This is a genomic window from Nocardioides sp. Leaf374 (assembly GCF_916862475.1).
Lineage (GTDB): Bacteria > Actinomycetota > Actinomycetes > Propionibacteriales > Nocardioidaceae > Nocardioides > Nocardioides kribbensis.
Map to the genome: position 1 here is coordinate 42,182 of NZ_CAKASO010000009.1, position 17,112 is coordinate 59,293.

Sequence of the window (17,112 nt, forward strand, 5' to 3'; positions counted from 1 at the left end):
TCCGAGCACCGAGGGACACCAGCACCGTGGCCAAGCCCGCCAAGACAGACCGCCAGGCGAAGATCGACGCGATCCGCAAGTCCCAGAAGGGCGCCGAGAAGCGCCAGGGCTTCGTCATCGTCGGTGTCTGCGCCGCGATCGCCCTGGCCCTCATCGGTGCCGCCGTGTGGGGCCCCGTCACCGGGTGGCTCGACAAGCGGGAGTACGCCGACCTCGCGGTCTCCGAGATCGGCGCGCCCGCCTCGGCCTGCACCGACGTGACCACGAAGAAGGCCGACGGCGTCCAGGACCACGTGCCCGACGGCACCACGGTCGACTACAAGACGAGCCCCCCGGCCTTCGGCGCCCACTGGAACATCGCGGGCGAGGCCCCCGCCACCATGTCGCGCAAGGTCTACACCGACGACCGCCCGGCCCTCGAGGCCCTGGTGCACAACCTCGAGCACGGCTACACGATCCTCTGGTACGACGAGACCATCGCCGACGACGACGAGGCGATGACCGAGATCCGCGCGATCGCTGACAAGTACGAGGGCACCAGCAACCAGCGCGACAAGTTCATCGCCGCGCCCTGGACCTCCGAGGACGGCGACGCCTTCCCCGACGACGCGCACGTCGCCTTCACCCACTGGTCGGCCGGCGGCCAGGGCGAGACCGACACGACCAAGCAGGTCGGCGCCTTCCAGTACTGCTCGGGCCCCAGCGGCGCCGCGCTCGACGCCTTCATGGTCGAGTACCCCTACTTCGACAGCCCCGAGCCCAACGGCATGTGACACGGGGCCGCGCCCTCAGGTCAGCCGGGTCCGGCCCGACTCGGTGAGGGCGGCCACGACCGCCTTGACCTCCTGGGCCCGGGCCCGCGTGGTCACCAGCAGGGCGTCGGGGGTGTCGACGACGACCACGTCGTCGAGCCCGACGACCGCGACGAGACGACCCGAGGGCACCACCAAGCCGGTGCTGTCCACGGCCTCCACGAGCGACGCGTCGCCCAGCACCACGGGCCCCGTCGCCGCGTCGGCGCCGTCGGCGCCGAGCAGCGCGGCGAGGGAGTCGAAGTCGCCCACGTCCTCCCAGCCGAAGCCGGCGGGCACCGTCGCCACCCGGCCCGCGGCGGCCGCGGGCTCGGCCACGGCGTGGTCGACCGCGATGCGGGGCAGGCCCGGCCACAGCTCCTCCAGCCGCGAGCCGTCGGCGGCGATCGCGCGCAGGTCGGCGGCGAACTGCGGGTGCCACTGGGCCAGCAGGTCCAGCAGCACACCGGGGCGGACGACGAACATGCCGGCGTTCCACCGGTAGCCGCCGCTCGCGAGGTAGCCGGCCGCGACCTCGGGCGAGGGCTTCTCCACGAAGGACGCCACCCGTGCCGCGCCGGGGTGGCCCTCGAGGTCCTCGCCCTGCTGCACGTAGCCGAAGGCCGAGGACGGGTGGGTCGGCTCGATGCCGATGGTCACCAGCCAGCCGTCGCGGGCCACCTCGACCGCGGTGGTGACCACGGCGGCGAAGACGGCGGGCTCGGTGATGACGTGGTCGGCGGCGAAGGAGCCCATCACCGCGTCGGGGTCGGCGCGCTCCAGCAGCGCGGCCGCCAGGCCGATCGCGGCCATCGAGTCGCGCGGCGTCGGCTCGGCGAGCACGGCCTCGGCGGCCACCTGCGGGAGCTGGCGCACCACCGCCGGGCGGTGGGCGGCGCCGGTGACGACGACGAAGCGGTCCTCGGCGAGCGGCTCGAGCCGGTCGACGGTCTCCTGGAGCAGCGTGCGCCCCTCGCCGCGCAGGTCGCGCAGGAACTTCGGCGCCGCGGCGCGGGACAGGGGCCACAGCCGGGTGCCGGCACCACCGGCGGGCACCACCGCCCAGAAGTGGTCGAGGGGTGCAGGGGGCGTGCTCGGCACGTCGGTGCCCGGGGCGCTCATGGGGCCTCACCCTAGGGCGTGGCCGAGGTCACCGGCCCCGGTGCCTAGGCTGGACCGGGTGACCACCTTCGCCGCCCTGCTGAGCGACCTGCTGCGCCACGAGCCGGGCCGTCCGCTGCTGACCTACTACGACGAGCGTCCGGGCGACGGGCCCGACCAGCACCCGGGCGAGCGGGTGGAGCTCTCGGTCACGACCTACGCCAACTGGGTCGCGAAGGTGTCCTCGCTGCTGGTGGAGGAGCACGACCTCGAGCGGGGACAGGTGCTGCGGGTCGACCTGCCGGCCCACTGGCTCACGCCGGTCCTCCTCGGCGCGGCCTGGAACGTCGGCCTCGCCGTGGACCTCACCGGCGACGGACCCGCCGACGCGGTCGTCTGCGGTCCGGCGGGGCTGGAGCGCTGGGCGGCCCACGCCGACGAGGTGCCGGTGCTGGCCTGCTCGCTGCGCCCGATGGGGGTCCGCTTCGCCGACCCGCTCCCGGCCGGGGTGCACGACGTCGGCGTGGACGTCTGGTCGCAGCCCGACTCCTTCGTGGCCTGGGACCCCGCCCAGGACGACGACCCCGCCCTGGTCGGGTCGGGCGCCCCGGTCACGCAGGCCGAGCTGTGGAGAGCGGCCGCCGCCGGGAGTGCACTCCCTGACGGCGGCCGCCTCCTCTCGGTGACGAACCCGGCTTCCCCACCGGGGATCGTCACCTTCACCGAGCCGCTCGCGCGCCGCGGCTCGCTGGTCCTGGTCGTGGGTGGTGCCGAGGAGCGGGTCGCGGCCGTGGCGGCCGCGGAGCGCACCTCGGCGCGTCACCCCGCCAGGTCGTAGTCGCCCATCCCCTCGGCGAGGAAGCGGCGCGGCTCGAACCCGTCGGCGCTGGCGCGCAGCAGCCACAGGTAGCCGGTCCGCTTCTCCCGCACGACGAGGTCGGGGTGGCCGGTGAGGCCGACGTCGCTCACGCCGACCACCCAGTCGTACGCCGTGACGTCGAGTCCCAGCGTGCGGGGGTCGGTGAGCCCTCCGGGCCCGTTGCCGGGGTAGAGCGTCAGCCGTGAGCCGTTGCGCAGCAGGCTGTCGGGAGCACCGTCGGCGTCCCACAGCCCGGCGCCGACCTGCTGGGTGGCCGTGATCGCGCTGCGCGCCACGTAGCTCTCGCCGAGGCCGTCGAGCCCCGCGCCGGGGTAGATGCGCATCGACCCGCCCCGCGGCTGGCCCATGAGGTCGGGGCGGCCGTCGCCCGTGGTGTCGCCCACGGCGGCGAGGAGCGCGACGTCCTTGAAGCCGGTGCCGATCCGCAGCGCCTTGCCGAGGCGGCCCTGGCCGTCGCCGCGGCGCAGCATGAGCACCCCGGTGGCGGCGTGGCGCACGACGACGTCGCCGAGGCCGTCGCCGTCCCAGTCGCCCACGTTCATCACCGCGTCGGCGCCGGGCACCCGGACGCCGGTGTCGACGAGCGGGGCGGTGTCGACCGTGCCCGGGTTGGCCAGGACGACCAGGGCGTCGCCGCGGCGGGCGAGGACGTCGGGCGCGGCGTCGCCGGTGAGGCTGGCGCCCGAGACGACCCCGTCGAGGCCGGCCACCCGGTCGACCGGGCCGAGCACGTGGCCGAAGCCGCCGTCGCCGCGCGAGGGCATCACGAAGCCGGCACCGCCGGCGCGGCGCACCAGCAGGTCGGCGCGACCGTCGCGGTTCCAGTCGCCGGCCGCGGTGACGACGTCCCAGCGGCTCCAGTCGCCCGCGAGGCGGGTGGCGGCCGCGAAGGACACCGCACCGGTGCCGGACCGCACCCCGCGGTGCAGCGTCGCCGACCCGGCGGCGTCGCGGACGACCAGGTCGGCCACGCCGTCGCCGTCGAGGTCGCCGGGGGCGGCGAGCAGGTCGCTCGCGGCGAGCACGAGACCGGTGTCGACGCGCCGGAAGCCGCCGGCGCCGTTGCCCAGGAAGGCGTCGAGGCGCCCGGTGGTGTCCTGGCGCGCGAGCAGGTCGGCACGACCGTCGCCGTCGAGGTCGCCGGCCGCGGTGAGCAGGTCGTGGCCGGCCAGGGCCGTCAGCGACCGGGGGGCCGCGGCGAACCCGCCTGCTCCGTCGCCGGCGCGCACGCCGGTCGTGCCGTCGGCCGAGCGCACCACGAGGTCGGCGAGACCGTCGCCGGTGAGGTCGGGCGAGGCCACCACCGCGTCGACCGAGCTCCAGTCGCCGGCCACGGCGCGGGGCTTGGCCAGGCGGGTCAGCCCGCCGGTGGGCAGCACGAGGAGCCGGCCGTCGGAGGCCCGGCGCAGCACCACGTCGGGGTGGGCGGTGTCGGCGAGGTTGGAGGCGAGCTGTCGGCCCGCGAAGCCGGTCTGCGTCGCGGCGGCCAGCCGCCGGATCTCGGGCAGACGGGCGTAGAGGTAGCGACCGGGGCAGGCCGTCGACCCGGCGTCGCGGTGGCCGTTGATCGCCGCGAAGCGCTTCGGGCCGACCTGCTGGGAGCCCGAGGAGGCGTCGACGCCGTGCAGCGAGAGCTTCCAGGCGAAGAGCGCGCCGTAGGCCTGCACCACGGCCTGCGAGGGCTGGGCGACGTCGTAGTTGCCGATGGCCGACATCGCGAAGGAGTAGTCGTTGTAGCCCAGGGTGTGGGCACCGACGACGGCCCGGTCGATGCCGCCGTAGCGGCCCTCCCAGATCCGGCCGAAGCGGTCGACGAGGTAGTTGTAGCCGATGTCGGACCAGCCCTGCGAGCGCGTGTGGTAGGCGTAGATGCCGCGGATCAGCGCCGGCACCTGCTCGCGGGTGTAGTCGTTGGCGTTGACGGTGTGGTGCACGAAGCCGGCGTGCACCTCGCCGTAGCGCAGCGAGGAGGCCGAGCGCATCCGCTCGTCGGCGCCCCACTGGGCCCGGGAGAAGACCTGCGGGCGCGGGGTCGCCTCCGCCGCGCTGAGCGCGAGCTGCTCCTCCCCCGCGGCCGGCTCGGACGACACGTCACCCGGGGCGGGGGCGCCGCCCGTCGTGCCGCCCGTCGTGCGGCCCATCGTGGAGGTGTCGAGCGCCGGACGCTCGGTGACGGTGTCGGCGGCCTCGCCGGGGTCGATGACGGACAGGCTCATGTCGTCGGGCGCGGCCGTGCCGCGTGCCACGTCGACGCGCACCTGCACCTCGTCGACCGTGCCCACCAGCACCGGGTCGGTGCCCGGGCGGGCCCGCCGCGCCTCGGCGCTGTCGGGGTCGGGCCCGTGGTCGTCGTGGTACTCCAGGTCGCTCCAGGCCCCCCAGCGGCCGTCGGTGCGGGTCCGCACCACGAGGGCCAGGTCGTCCTCGTCGACCTGCTCGCCGTGCTGCCAGGTGACGCCGACGGCGCCGTAGCCGGTGACGCGCTGCGGCGCGCTGGTGATCCGGGTGCCGGCGGGGCCCTGCGCCGCCCGGGCGGCGAGCGTGCCCGCGCGGGCGCTACTGCCGGCCGGCGGGGTCAGGGCGTACTCGCGCACGTCGGGGTCGACGGGAGCAGTGGGCACCGCGGTGGCCTCCTGGGCGCCCCGGGCGTACGCCGCGAGGTCGCTGGCCGCCGCCGTGCGCGGCGGGGTCAGCAGCGCGGGGCCGGTGAGGCCGGCGGCGCGGCTGCCCTCGGGGGCCTGGCGCACGACGTCGAGGCTGATGACGCTGGCGGCGGGGGTGAGCACGGCGAGCACCACCCCGAGTGCCAGCAGCTGCTGGCAGAGGGTGACGAAGCGGGACCTGCTGGGTGACATGGGGGTACTCCAGTGCGCGGGGAAGTTCACACGGTGCGCAACTTTCACACGCGTCACAGGGGGCACGCCACGGGAAGTGAGTAACTACAACGCTGTAATTTCCACTCGACACGCCGGCCGATCCGAGATTTGTCAAGTTCCCGTTCCTCCCCCGGACGGCACGAACCCCCGCAGCCCGGGGGCTGCGGGGGTTCGTGTCACGGGGGCTCAGATGTCGGCGCCGAGCTCCTCGTCCTGCTCCTCCTCGTCGGTGCCGGCGTCGTACTTGAGGTACTTGATGCCGGGACCGACCTCGCCGTCGTAGCCGACCTTGCCGCTCTCCAGCACGATCACCCGGTCGCACATCTTGCGCACCGACGACGCGGCGTGGCTGACGTAGAGCAGCGTGCGACCGGAGTCGCGGATCTCCTGCATGCGCTCGAGGCACTTCTTCTTGAAGGGCTTGTCCCCCACCGCCAGCACCTCGTCGGCCAGGAAGATGTCGGAGTCGACGTGCACCGCGACCGCGAAGCCCAGCCGGGCGAACTGCCCCGAGGAGTAGTTGCCGACCGGGGAGTCGAGGTGGCGGCCGATGTCGGCGAACTCCACGATGTCGTCGAACTTGCGGGCCGTCTCACGCTCGGTCATGCCCAGCACGGCGGCGTTGAGGTAGACGTTCTCCCGGCCGGTGAGCTGCGGGTGGAAGCCGGCGCCGGTGGCGATCAGCCCCGCGATCCGGCCCCGCGTCAGCACCCGCCCGGAGTCGGGCTTCATCACGCCGTTGATCATCTTCAGCAGCGTGGACTTGCCCGAGCCGTTGAGACCCATCAGGCCCACCGACTCGCCCTGCTCGACGGTGAAGGAGACGTCGTCGACGGCCTGGAAGGTGTCGCTGACCTGGTGGCCCTTGAGCATGGCCACCGTGACCTGCTTGAACGTGCGGTGGTAGCGCAGCGTGAAGGACTTGGTGGCCTGGTCGACCACGATGGAGGTGTCGGCGGGGTAGCTCAATTCAGGCGCTCCGGGATCTTGTTCTCCAGGCGGGTGAAGACCAGCTGGGCGATGACCAGCACCACGAGCGAGACCCCCACCATGGCCAGGCCGCGGGTGAAGAGGTGGTCGGGCAGCTCGGTGGCCGCGGTGGCGCTCGGGTCCTGCGTGGTGCCGACCCAGAAGGCGCGCTGCACCAGCAGCACGGCCTCGGCGAGCGGGTTGAGCATGTAGTACTGCGCGAAGGAGCCGAACCGCTCCTCCACGACGGCGTAGGGGTAGATCATCGGCACGCCGAAGCGCACGAAGTTGGTCAGGATGCTGACCACGCTGGCGAAGTCGCGGAAGTAGACGTTGGCCACGCTGAAGAGCAGCGCGAGCGCCGTCGCCAGCAGCATGATGATGCCCAGCGCCAGCGCCAGCGCGACCGGCACCATCGGATCGGGCACCCAGCCGTAGAACAGGCAGACGACGAAGAGGATCACGACCTGCGGGGCCACGTGGTAGAGCGAGACCAGCATCGAGGCCACGGGGAACATCTCGCGCGGCAGCGCCATCTTCCGCACCAGCGACTTGTTGCGCACGATCGACCGGGTGCCGGCGTTGAACGTCTCGATGAAGAAGTGCACGACGATGAGCGCCGAGAAGACGTGCACCGCGAAGTTCTCGGTGCCGCGGTCGAGCAGCTTGCCCAGGATGAAGTAGTAGATGAGGAACTGGCTGAGCGGGTTGATGTAGGACCACAGCAGACCCAGGAACGACCCGGAGTAGCGGGCGCTGATCTCGCGTCGCACCAGCAGGCGCAGCAGGTAGCGGTTCTGGAAGACCCCCAGCAGCCCCGACCGCGCGGTCGGAGGGGCGAGGTCGGCGTCGACCCGACGGTGCGGGCGCGGCTCCTCGAGCGCGGCGCCCGTCGAGGAGGCCTCGCTCATCTCGTCCCGCGCCACGGCCGCAGGGTCTCCTCCCACGCCTCCGGCGAGGTGATCGCGCCGAGCGAGGCGCGGTACTCCTCGGCCAGGCGCGGCCACTCACGGCGCAGCCGGTCGTGGCTCTCCAGCGTGCGCTTCATGAGGTCGCGGAAGCGCTCGGGGTCGCGCTGGTAGAAGGCCGCCGACGTGCCGTCGTTCATCGACACGACCGCGGAGTCGTACTTGGCCAGGCGGTACCACTTGGCGTCCATCGCCGGCACCTCCGCCTCCGGGTGGCGCCGCGAGAGCTCGCGCACCGGGCGCAGCTGGCGCAGCGGCATGAGCGCGGCCGCCAGCAGCGTCGCCTTGCGACCGGGCACGCCGGTGTCGTCGCGGCCCTTGCGCGGCGGCTTCTGCCGGCGCACGGAGGGGAAGGCGTCGGGGTCGACCTCGAGCTGGGCGTCGGGGAACTGCTTCACGAAGGCCCGCACCTCGGGCAGCTTCGTGGCCAGCTGCGCGTGCAGGGCCTCGGGGCCGGCGAAGACGTCCTCGAGGGCGCGCAGCCGCAGCTCGGCGGTGGAGTACTGCATCGAGACCAGGTGCGCGATCTGGTGGTTGAGGCTCTCGCGCACCATCCGCCCGCCCTTGGGGTACGGCGAGTGCAGCAGGGCCGCCACCAGGCGGTTGCGGTAGTGGAAGTAGGACTGCCAGTCGAGGGCGTCGTTCTTGTCCGACCACGGCACGTGCCACACGGCCGCGCCGGGGAACGTGACCGTGGGGTAGCCGGCCTTCTTGGCGCGCAGCCCGAACTCCGAGTCGTCCCACTTGAGGAACAGCGGGAGCGAGAGGCCGACCTCCTCGAGCACCTGACGGGGCACGAGGCACATGAACCAGCCGTTGAAGTCGACGTCGATGCGCTGGTGCAGCCAGCGCGAGGAGCGCAGGTTGCGCGCGGCGAAGTCCCAGTCGTGGAAGACGCCCGGCGCCGACTGCCACCAGAAGCGCCACGGCTGCACGATCTCGCCGAAGCTGTGCAGCCGCGAGCGGGAGTAGATGTTGAACATGTGGCCGCCCACGATGGTGGGCCGGCGGGCCAGGTCGCCGAAGGTGACCGCGCGGACGATGCCCTCGGGCTCGCAGACGACGTCGTCGTCCATCATCATCGTGTAGGTCGCGGTGCCCTTGCGCACCGACTCCAGCTGGCCCCGGGCGTAGCCGCCCGAGCCGCCCAGGTTGCCCTGCTCGATGACCCGCAGCGTGTCGCCGAGGGCCTCGCGCGCCGCGGGGAAGTGCTCGGAGTCGCTGACCAGGTCGGTGCCCTGCTCCATGACGAGCACCTCGTCGAGCAGCGGGCGCAGTGCCTCGTCCTCGCCGATCTGCACGAGCAGCTCGGCGCAGAAGTCGGGGCGGTTCATGGTGGTGATGGCGATGTCGACGGTGCCGTGCTGCGCGCGCTCGGCGGGCACCTCGGCGGTCCACTCGGCCGACTCGACGACCACGTCGTCGTCGCCGGCGAGCACGTCGTACCAGTACCAGCCGCCGTCGACGAAGGGCTTGAGGGTCAGGTCGAAGCTGAAGGTGCCGCCGTCCTGGTCGCCGGTGGTGACCGCGTCGACGCGCTGGGAGTTGCCGCGGGCCATCGACTTGTAGACGACCAGGCTGGCGCCGCGGCCGCGCAGGCGCACCGTCAGGCGCACCGCCGACACGACGCTCCAGCGCCGCCAGTAGCTGGCGGGGAAGGCGTTGAAGTAGGTGCCGAAGGACAGCGACTCCCCGCTGGTGACCCGCAGCGCGGTGCGCGACTCGATCTGGTCGGGGTGCAGCCGGCGCCCGGAGCGGGTGCTCTGGCGCATCGACGCGGCGTTGAGCTCGCGCGCGTTGCGGTTCGTGCCGATCTCGTACTTGTCGGCGTCGAGGACGGCGGGCTCGGTGTCGACGTAGAGCGGCAGCACGTCGAGGTCGCCGTCGAGCGGCAGGACCTGGCGCATCAGCAGCCGGGTGCTGGTGCCGGCCCCGCCCGCCGCGGCGGTCGAGGCGGTCGTGGGGGTCGTGCCCGTGGTGGTGCCCGTGGTCGTGCTCATGCGTCCACTCCTCCGCTCGTCAGCGGCGCACCCTCGGAGAAGTGCGGCGCGAGCTTGTTGTCGACCATCGACAGCGCGGAGCCGATGGCCATGTGCATGTCGAGGTACTTGTAGGTGCCGAGCCGGCCTCCGAAGAGGACCATCGGCTCGGCCTTGGCCAGGTCGCGGTAGGCGAGCAGCTTCGCGCGGTCCTCGGCGGTGTTGACCGGGTAGTAGGGCTCGTCGCCCTCCTCGGCGAAGCGGGAGTACTCGTGCACGACGATGGTCTTGCCGGGCAGGTAGGTCCGCTCGGGGTGGAGGTGCTTGAACTCCAGCGTGCGGGTGTAGGGCAGGTGCTCGTCGTTGGCGTTGACCACTCCGGTGCCCTGGTAGTCGTCGACGTCGAGGGTCTCGGCCTCGAGGTCGATGGTGCGCCACGACAGGCGGCCCTCGACGTTGCCGAAGTACTCGTCGACGGGTCCGGTGTAGACGACCGGGACCTTGCCCTTGTACTCGTCCTGCACGTCGAACCAGTCGGTGGACAGGCGCACCTCGATGTTCGGGTGGTCGGCCATCCGGGTCAGCCACGCGGTGTAGCCGTCGACGGGCAGGCCCTCGTGGGTGTCGTTGAAGTAGCGGTTGTCGAAGGTGTAGCGCACCGGCAGCCGCGTGATGATGTCGGCGCTGAGCTGCGTCGGGTCGGTCTGCCACTGCTTGGCGGTGTAGCCCTTGACGAAGGCCTCGTAGAGCGGGCGCCCGATGAGGCTGATCGCCTTCTCCTCGAGGTTGGTCGCCTCGGCGGTGTCGATCTCGCTGGCCTGCTCGGCGATGAGCGCGCGGGCCTCGTCGGGGCTGAGGTCCTTGCCGAAGAACTGGTTGATCAGCCCGAGGTTCATCGGGAAGGAGTAGACCTGGCCCTGGTAGCGCGCGAAGACGCGGTGCTGGTAGCCGGTGAAGTCGGTGAAGCGGTTGACGTACTCCCACACGCGCTCGTTGGAGGTGTGGAAGAGGTGGGTGCCGTACTTGTGCACCTCGATGCCCGTCTCGGGGTCGATCTCGCTGTAGGCGTTGCCGCCGATGTGGTCGCGGCGCTCGAGGACGAGGACCTTGAGGTCGAGCTCGCGGGCGCAGCGCTCGGCGACGGTCAGGCCGAAGAAGCCGGAGCCGACGACGACGAGGTCGGGCTGGGAGTGATCAGGTGTCGACACGATCGGTCAGTCTACGGACGACGAGGGCCGGGCCCGCATCCCACGCGCGGCGCGCATGGCACGGATCACGTTGCGCGCCTCCGCCCGCCCGCCGCGCAGGGGGCTGAGCAGCACGACGCCGAGGGTCACCAGCCACGGCTTGGCCCGCACGAGGGCGTTCTCGCCGTAGCGCAGGTGCACGACGAAGAGGTTGCGGTACATGTAGAACCCCTTCCACCCGGCCAGGTCGTGCTGCTGGTCGAAGTCGAGCTGGCGCACGAGGACCGCGTCGCGCAGCGCCCAGATGTGCGCACCCGCCTCCCGGGCCCGCAGGGCGTAGTCGACGTCGTCGTAGAAGATGAAGTACGACGGGTCGGGCAGCCCGATCCGGTCGACGACGCGGCGCCGCACCATGAAGCCCTCGAAGGCGACGTTCTCCACCTCCACCCGCTTCGGCATCGCCGCACGGGTGCCGTAGGTCGTCTCCACCATCGCCGTCTTGGGCTTCACCGCCCAGGGGCGGGTCAGGTCGAAGCGCAGCGCGGCCTTCTCGCACAGCCGCCCGGCGGAGTCCTCGCGCACCGCGGCGAGGCAGTCCTCGTCGGCGGCCATCATCACCGCCAGGCAGTCGGGCGCGGGCACGACGTCGTCGTCCATCAGCCAGAACCGGTCGTGGCCCAGGGCGTGGGCGGTGCGCAGCCCGAGGTGGAAGCCGCCCGCGCCGCCGAGGTTCTCCTCGCTGCGCACGACCGTGAGCGGCGCGAGACCGGGCAGGTCGGCGCCGGCCCCCGCGAGCACGTCGGCCGTGGCGTCGGTGCTGGCGTTGTCGACGACCACGATCGCGTCGGGGCGGTGCTCCTGCGCGGCCAGCCCCCGCAGCATGCCGACGAGGAGCTCGGCACGGTTGTAGGTGACCACCACCACCGCCACGCTCTCGGCGGGCGCGCCCGGCCGGCTGGACGGGCTGGACGGGCTGGTCACGACAGGTACCTCCGGTGTCCGGTGAAGTCGCCGCGCAGCCCGGCGAGCATCGCCCGCGCGCTGAGCAGGAGCCGACCCGGCTGCGGTCGGGTGAAGGAGTAGAACCACACCGTCTTGGCCACGAAGGCCAGCGCGTGCGGCCAGCCACGGTAGTCGCGCAGGTTGAGCAGGTTGTTGCGCGCCATGCAGTAGTGCTTCAGGTCGCTCGGGCTGTGGTTGTACGTCGTGCGGCCGAAGGCCATCGGGGTGCCGAGCGCATCGGTCGCGGGGTGCAGGACCCGCGCCCCGACGACGGTCGCCACGCGCGCACCGGCGCGCCGGGCGCGCCACAGGTACTCCACGTCGTCGCCCCAGATGAAGAACTCTGCGCGGGGCAGACCGATGCGCTCCACCAGCGCGCGGGTCACCAGCACGCCGTTGAAGGGGATGACCACGTCGGGCAGCAGGCCGTCGGTGGCGGCGGCCTCGACGTCGTCCATGGCGTGGACCACCCGGGTGCCTCCGGGCAGACGGATCGGGAAGACCAGGCGGCGCGGGTCGTCGTGGGCGGCCACGACCGGACCCCAGAAGTCGAGGTCGCGGTGCTCGAGCAGCAGCGGCAGCGCCTCGACGTCGGGCAGGCCGTCGTCGTCCATCAGCCAGACCAGGTCGGCGCCCTCCTCGAGCGCCCAGGCCAGGCCGTCGTGGAAGCCGCCGGCGCCGCCGCGGTTGTCCTCCAGCGTGCGGGCGCGCACGTCCTCGCGCCCGGCCAGCCAGTCGCCGGTGCCGTCGGTGGAGGCGTTGTCGACCACCAGGACCTGCGCCAGACCCGGCACCTGCGCCAGACGGTCGACCAGGTCCCGCAGCAGCGCGAGGCGGTTGAAGGTGACGACGACCGCCACGACACGGGGGGCGGGGGTCTCGGGCACGGAGGTCACCCTAGGTCAGCAGGCGGCGCCGAGGTCCTGGGCCTGGTTGGCGGCGTAGCCCCCGCTCAGCGAGCCCACCGAGCCACCGGTCACGGGGCCGTCGACGGGGCTCGTCGAGCCCGAGCCGCCGGCGCCGCCCGCGCCGGAGCCGGCCGGGGCGGTGCCCTCGGCCTTGGCGATGGCGGCGGCGACCTTGGTCTGGATCTCCTCGACGTCGGGGTGCGCGGTGTCGATCATCGGCGGCACCAGCGAGAGGGTCGAGACCTTCTGGCCGCGGGCCTTGAGCGCCAGCTGCATGAACGTGTCGAGCTCGGAGGCCGGGAGGTTGGTGGAGACCATCTCGGAGGAGGCGGCGGCGATGGACTCGAAGTTGCGCACCGCGACCTGGGGGCTGACCTGCTGGAGCATGGCGTTCATGACGCACTTCTGACGCGCCATGCGCGAGTAGTCGTCGGAGCCCTCGCGGGCCCGGGCGTACCAGAGCGTCTCGAAGCCGTCGAGGGTGCGCGTGCCGGGCTCGATGTAGCCGGTGACGTCGTCGCCGAGACCGCCCACCGGGATCGGGGAGCGCACCGTGAGCTCGACGCCGCCGACGGCGTCGACGAGGTCCTTGAAGCCCTGCAGGTTGACCATGGCCCAGTAGTTGACCCGCAGCCCGGTGATGCCCTCGACGGCCGAGACGGTGGCGTCGACGCCGGGGTTCTCGGAGTCGCCGAAGAGCTCGGTGTTGTCGCCGGCCCAGGTGCTCACGCCGTTGAGGTAGCAGCCGTCGCAGTCGAAGCCGTCGGGGAACTGCTCGTCCATGACCGAGCCCGGCGCGAAGGGGAAGTCGGCCATGTTGCGGGGCAGGCCGACCAGCACGGTGCGGCCGGTCTCGACGTCGATGGAGGCCACCGTCATCGAGTCGGGGCGTAGGCCCCAGCGCCCCGCACCGGAGTCGCCGCCCATGAGCAGCACGTTGTAGCGGCCGTCGTGGGCGTCGGTGACGGTGGAGGAGGCGAACATCGTGACGATGAAGTCGCGCTGCACGGCCACCACGTGGGCGCCGAAGAGCATGGTGCCGGCGACCGAGAGGCAGAGCAGGCCGTTGACCCCGACCACCGCGCGGCGGTGGCTCATCGAGAGCGTCAGCGGCTGGCCGATGCGCCAGGCGTCGACGAAGAGCGCGGCCCAGGCCACGGCACCCACCATGAGCAGCACGCGCAGCACCAGCAGCACGGCCGGGCTCACGGCCATCTGGAGGGCCAGGCCGGGATGGATCGCGACGGCCAGGCCGACGACCAGCACGGTGAGCAGCGTGCCGAGCCAGATCCGCACGGCGATCCTGCCGATGCGACGGTCTCCGGCGACGAGCTGGGCCGAGCCCGGCACGACGAGGGTCATGGCCATCAGCGCGAGCGCTCGGCGGAAGCGTACGCGGGCCGCGCGGTCGGCTGCGCTCGGACGGGGCTGGCCGTCGAGCAACCCGGGGGAAGGTACGGGTGGCATCGAGGTGTCTCTCTCCTGCTCAGGACTGGTGGGGAAGGGTCCAGTGCTGTCGGCCAGTATCACCAGCCTCAGGAGTCACACGGGCCCCGACGCGCCGTGCCCGGCCAGGTCGGCCCATCGCGTAGCGTCCTCCCCATGGCAGACGGGCCCGGCCGCGGCGGCGACGACGAGAAGCGCTTCGACTGGCTCTACGGCGGACAGGGGGCGAGCGACCCCGACGCGACCCGGCCGGTGCGGCGCCAGCCCCGCCCCGCCTCCCCCGCCGCCGGGTCGGGCGCCCCCGACGACGAGGCGACCCGGGTCATGCGGGCCCGACCCCGTGACCAGCCCCGTGACCAGCCCCGTGACCAGCCCCGTGACCAGCCCCGTGACCAGCCCCGTGACCTGTCCCGTGACCAGCCCCGCACGGCCACCCCTCCGCCCCGGGCCCCGGTCGCGCCGGCGCCGGCCGCGGCCTCCTCGGGCCGCCGACGTCCGCGCTTCCGCGCGCGCTACGTGCTGCTCCTGGTGCTGCTGTGGGTGGTCTACCTGGTCGCCGTGCCGGTCTTCGCCTGGACCAAGGTCGACAAGGTGGCCTTCGAGCCCCGCGGGGAGCGCCCGGCGGAGCAGCCGGGCACGACGTACCTGCTCGTCGGCAGCGACTCGCGCCAGGGGCTGAGCGCCGCGGAGCGCAAGGAGTACGGCACGGGCGACGCGAGCGGTCAGCGCACCGACACGATCCTGCTGCTGCACACCGGCTCCGGGCCCAACCTGCTGATGTCGATCCCCCGCGACTCCCTCGTCGACGTGCCCGGGTCGGGCACCACGAAGATCAACGCCGCCTACGCCTTCGGGGGCCCGAAGCTGCTCACGCAGACCATCGAGCAGAACACCGGCATCCGCGTCGACGAGTACGTCGAGATCGGCATCGGCGGCTTCGTCGACCTCGTCGACGCCGTGGGCGGCATCGAGATCTGCCCCCGGCAGGCCATGGTGGACCCGCAGGCCAACCTCGACGTGAGGAAGGGCTGCCAGGAGGCCGACGGCGTGACCGCCCTGGGCTACGCCCGCTCCCGCAAGACCAGCGGTCTCGGCGACATCGAGCGCGCCCGCCAGCAGCGCGAGGTGGTCGCGGCCATCGGGCGCGAGGTGGTCTCGCCCTGGTCGGTGCTCAACCCCGTGCGCTACTGGCGGCTCAACCTCGCCGCCACCGAGACGGTCACCTTCGGCGACGGCATGAACCCCGCGCGGGCCGCGATGTGGGCCTCGGCGATGACCCGGGTCAACGGGGAGAACGGCCTGACCTGCTCGGTGCCGATCAGCGACCTCGCCGTCAACTGGGACCCCGAGCGCTCGCGGCAGATGTTCCAGGCGATCATCGACGACGACACCGACAGCATCGACGACAGCCTGTGCACGCCCTCGGGCCTGCCGGAAGGAGCCACCTCGTGAGCTACGAGACCCTCACCTGGAGCGTGGACGACGACGGGGTCGCCACCCTGACGCTGCACCGCCCCGAGCAGCTCAACGCCTTCGACCTGGTGATGGCCCGCGAGCTGCTCCAGGTCTTCACCGTCGACGCCCACGACGACGCCGTGCGCGCCGTGGTCGTCACCGGCGCCGGTCGCGCCTTCTGCGCGGGCATGGACCTCTCGGCCGAGGGCAACGTCTTCGGGCTCGACGAGTCCCTCGACGTCACCCCCGAGGAGCTGCGCGAGCGCTACGACCAGGAGCCCTACCAGGACGGCCTGCGCGACACCGGCGGCAAGGTGACGCTGGCCATCCACGCCCTGCCCAAGCCCGTGATCGCCGCGATCAACGGCGCCGCGGTCGGCATCGGCGCCACGATGACGCTGGCCATGGACCTGCGCCTGGCCTCGACCCGGGCCAGGGTCGGCTTCGTCTTCGGCCGGCTCGGCATCGTCCCCGAGGCGTGCTCGAGCTGGTTCCTGCCCCGCATCGTCGGGGTGCAGCAGGCGCTGGAGTGGGTCTACTCCGCCGACGTGCTCACCGCCGAGCAGGCCCTCGAGGGCCGTCTGCTGCGCTCGGTGCACGAGCCCGACGACCTGCTGCCGGCCGCCCAGGAGCTGGCCCGCTCCTTCGTCAAGGACCGCTCCCCCGTGGCGCTCGCCCTGGCCAAGCAGCTGGTCTACCGCAACAGCGCCGCCCCGGAGCCGCTCGACGCGCACCTGTCGGACACCCTCGCGATGTTCCACACCTCGATCGGCGACGGCAAGGAGGGGGTGGCGGCGTTCAAGGAGAAGCGCACGCCGGTCTTCACCTCCCGCGCCTCCGAGGTGCCGCGGGTCTTCCCGCGCTGATCCGGGGCCGTCCCTCGACCGGACCCGGTCCGCACGCAGACGACCCCCCGCCCAGGAGGGCGGGGGGTCGTCGGCGTCGAGGGGGTGTGGCTCAGCCGGCGGCGGCCGCGGCCTGCGTCTCGGAGGTGGCGCCGGCGGTCGACAGACCGCCCGACTTGTCCTCCAGGTGAGCGCGCACGAACCAGTGGAAGAGCTCCAGCTCGTTGATCTGGGCGATGAACATGTCCTGGGTGACCAGGTCGAGGTCGTCGAGCTCCTTCATGCCGTCGCGGTAGGAGGAGATGACGCCCTGGTAGACCAGGTCGAGGGCACCGAGGTGCTCCTGGGTGGTGGCGCGACCGATGCTGTACTCGTCCCAGGTGCGGTTCTCCACCAGCGAGCCGGGGGTGCCCTTGGGCGAGCCGCCGAGGGTCGCGATGCGCTCGGCCAGGTCGTCGGCGAAGCCGCGCACGGTCTCGACCTGGGGGTCGATCATCTCGTGGACGGCGATGAAGTGGGGACCGACGACGTTCCAGTGGACGTGCTTGAGCGTCAGGTGCAGGTCGTTGCAGGCGTAGAGGCGGCCCTGGACCAGCTCGACGACGCGTGCAGCGTCCTCGTCGCTCATGCCGGGCACGGTGTACTTGAGGTTGGGAGTGGCCATGGATCGAACGTACTGCGGCCCTCCGGGGGTCCCATCACCCG

The 17,112-nt window shown here is 72.7% G+C and carries 14 protein-coding genes; 4 read left to right on the forward strand and 10 right to left on the reverse strand.

Features of this window, described 5'->3' with window-relative positions:
- Positions 1-26: 26 nt before the first annotated feature.
- The gene (locus LPA27_RS06360; RefSeq protein WP_056863951.1) at positions 27-773 is read left to right on the forward strand and encodes a DUF3105 domain-containing protein; all 747 of its coding nucleotides are present in this window, start codon (positions 27-29) and stop codon (positions 771-773) included.
- A 15-nt stretch (positions 774-788) separates the two neighbouring features.
- Here LPA27_RS06360 and LPA27_RS06365 read toward each other — a convergent pair whose 3' ends face one another.
- Positions 789-1,913: a mannose-1-phosphate guanylyltransferase gene (locus tag LPA27_RS06365; protein ID WP_056863950.1), complete on the reverse strand. Its 1,125-nt coding sequence runs from the start codon at positions 1,911-1,913 to the stop codon at positions 789-791.
- Positions 1,914-1,971: 58 nt separating this feature from the next.
- Here LPA27_RS06365 and LPA27_RS06370 point away from each other — a divergent pair, with 58 nt between their 5' ends.
- Positions 1,972-2,730 (forward strand): TIGR03089 family protein, encoded by a 759-nt coding sequence (locus LPA27_RS06370; protein WP_228941910.1) that lies wholly within the window; start codon positions 1,972-1,974, stop codon positions 2,728-2,730.
- Here the strand turns inward: LPA27_RS06370 and LPA27_RS06375 are convergent.
- The 8 genes from LPA27_RS06375 to LPA27_RS06410 all read right to left on the reverse strand — a co-directional run bounded on the left by LPA27_RS06375 (position 2,712) and on the right by LPA27_RS06410 (position 14,128).
- A complete protein-coding gene (locus tag LPA27_RS06375; RefSeq protein ID WP_228941911.1) occupies positions 2,712-5,627 on the reverse strand; it encodes an FG-GAP-like repeat-containing protein in 2,916 nt (971 codons plus the stop codon). The two genes, LPA27_RS06370 and LPA27_RS06375, sit on opposite strands and share 19 nt — an antisense overlap.
- A 207-nt stretch (positions 5,628-5,834) precedes the next feature.
- Positions 5,835-6,617: an ABC transporter ATP-binding protein gene (locus LPA27_RS06380; protein ID WP_056863947.1), complete on the reverse strand. Its 783-nt coding sequence runs from the start codon at positions 6,615-6,617 to the stop codon at positions 5,835-5,837.
- Positions 6,614-7,543: an ABC transporter permease gene (locus LPA27_RS06385; RefSeq protein WP_228941912.1), complete on the reverse strand. Its 930-nt coding sequence runs from the start codon at positions 7,541-7,543 to the stop codon at positions 6,614-6,616. The genes LPA27_RS06380 and LPA27_RS06385 overlap by 4 nt, the downstream gene beginning before the upstream one ends.
- The gene (locus LPA27_RS06390) at positions 7,525-9,585 is read right to left on the reverse strand and encodes a glycosyltransferase (protein ID WP_228941913.1); all 2,061 of its coding nucleotides are present in this window, start codon (positions 9,583-9,585) and stop codon (positions 7,525-7,527) included. Before LPA27_RS06390 ends, LPA27_RS06385 begins: the two co-directional genes overlap by 19 nt.
- The gene (gene glf, locus LPA27_RS06395) at positions 9,582-10,772 is read right to left on the reverse strand and encodes a UDP-galactopyranose mutase (RefSeq protein ID WP_056863946.1); all 1,191 of its coding nucleotides are present in this window, start codon (positions 10,770-10,772) and stop codon (positions 9,582-9,584) included. Before glf ends, LPA27_RS06390 begins: the two co-directional genes overlap by 4 nt.
- Positions 10,773-10,778: 6 nt before the next feature.
- The gene (locus LPA27_RS06400; RefSeq protein WP_228941914.1) at positions 10,779-11,732 is read right to left on the reverse strand and encodes a glycosyltransferase family 2 protein; all 954 of its coding nucleotides are present in this window, start codon (positions 11,730-11,732) and stop codon (positions 10,779-10,781) included.
- Positions 11,729-12,640 (reverse strand): glycosyltransferase, encoded by a 912-nt coding sequence (locus LPA27_RS06405; protein WP_056864590.1) that lies wholly within the window; start codon positions 12,638-12,640, stop codon positions 11,729-11,731. Before LPA27_RS06405 ends, LPA27_RS06400 begins: the two co-directional genes overlap by 4 nt.
- Before the next feature lie 15 nt (positions 12,641-12,655).
- Positions 12,656-14,128 carry an LCP family protein gene (locus LPA27_RS06410; protein WP_228941915.1) on the reverse strand — a complete coding sequence of 491 codons (1,473 nt, stop codon included), beginning with the start codon at positions 14,126-14,128 and terminating at the stop codon, positions 12,656-12,658.
- Between the two features lie 135 nt (positions 14,129-14,263).
- Here LPA27_RS06410 and LPA27_RS06415 point away from each other — a divergent pair, with 135 nt between their 5' ends.
- Together LPA27_RS06415 and LPA27_RS06420 are read left to right on the forward strand one after the other, a co-directional pair.
- Positions 14,264-15,559 (forward strand): LCP family protein, encoded by a 1,296-nt coding sequence (locus LPA27_RS06415; protein ID WP_228941916.1) that lies wholly within the window; start codon positions 14,264-14,266, stop codon positions 15,557-15,559.
- Positions 15,556-16,428: a crotonase/enoyl-CoA hydratase family protein gene (locus LPA27_RS06420; RefSeq protein WP_056863942.1), complete on the forward strand. Its 873-nt coding sequence runs from the start codon at positions 15,556-15,558 to the stop codon at positions 16,426-16,428. The genes LPA27_RS06415 and LPA27_RS06420 overlap by 4 nt, the downstream gene beginning before the upstream one ends.
- Before the next feature lie 91 nt (positions 16,429-16,519).
- Here LPA27_RS06420 and LPA27_RS06425 read toward each other — a convergent pair whose 3' ends face one another.
- On the reverse strand, positions 16,520-17,071 hold the full coding sequence (locus tag LPA27_RS06425; RefSeq protein WP_056863941.1) for a Dps family protein: 552 nt from the start codon (positions 17,069-17,071) through the stop codon (positions 16,520-16,522).
- Between the last annotated feature and the right edge of the window lie 41 nt (positions 17,072-17,112).

Coding starts and splice junctions, on each gene's coding strand:
- LPA27_RS06365 (WP_056863950.1), bottom strand. CDS start 1,913: ATGAGCGCCCCGGGCACCGACGTGCCGAGCACGCCCCCTGCACCCCTC.
- LPA27_RS06390 (WP_228941913.1), bottom strand. CDS start 9,585: ATGAGCACGACCACGGGCACCACCACGGGCACGACCCCCACGACCGCC.
- LPA27_RS06425 (WP_056863941.1), bottom strand. CDS start 17,071: ATGGCCACTCCCAACCTCAAGTACACCGTGCCCGGCATGAGCGACGAG.
- LPA27_RS06410 (WP_228941915.1), bottom strand. CDS start 14,128: ATGCCACCCGTACCTTCCCCCGGGTTGCTCGACGGCCAGCCCCGTCCG.
- LPA27_RS06375 (WP_228941911.1), bottom strand. CDS start 5,627: ATGTCACCCAGCAGGTCCCGCTTCGTCACCCTCTGCCAGCAGCTGCTG.
- LPA27_RS06415 (WP_228941916.1), top strand. CDS start 14,264: ATGGCAGACGGGCCCGGCCGCGGCGGCGACGACGAGAAGCGCTTCGAC.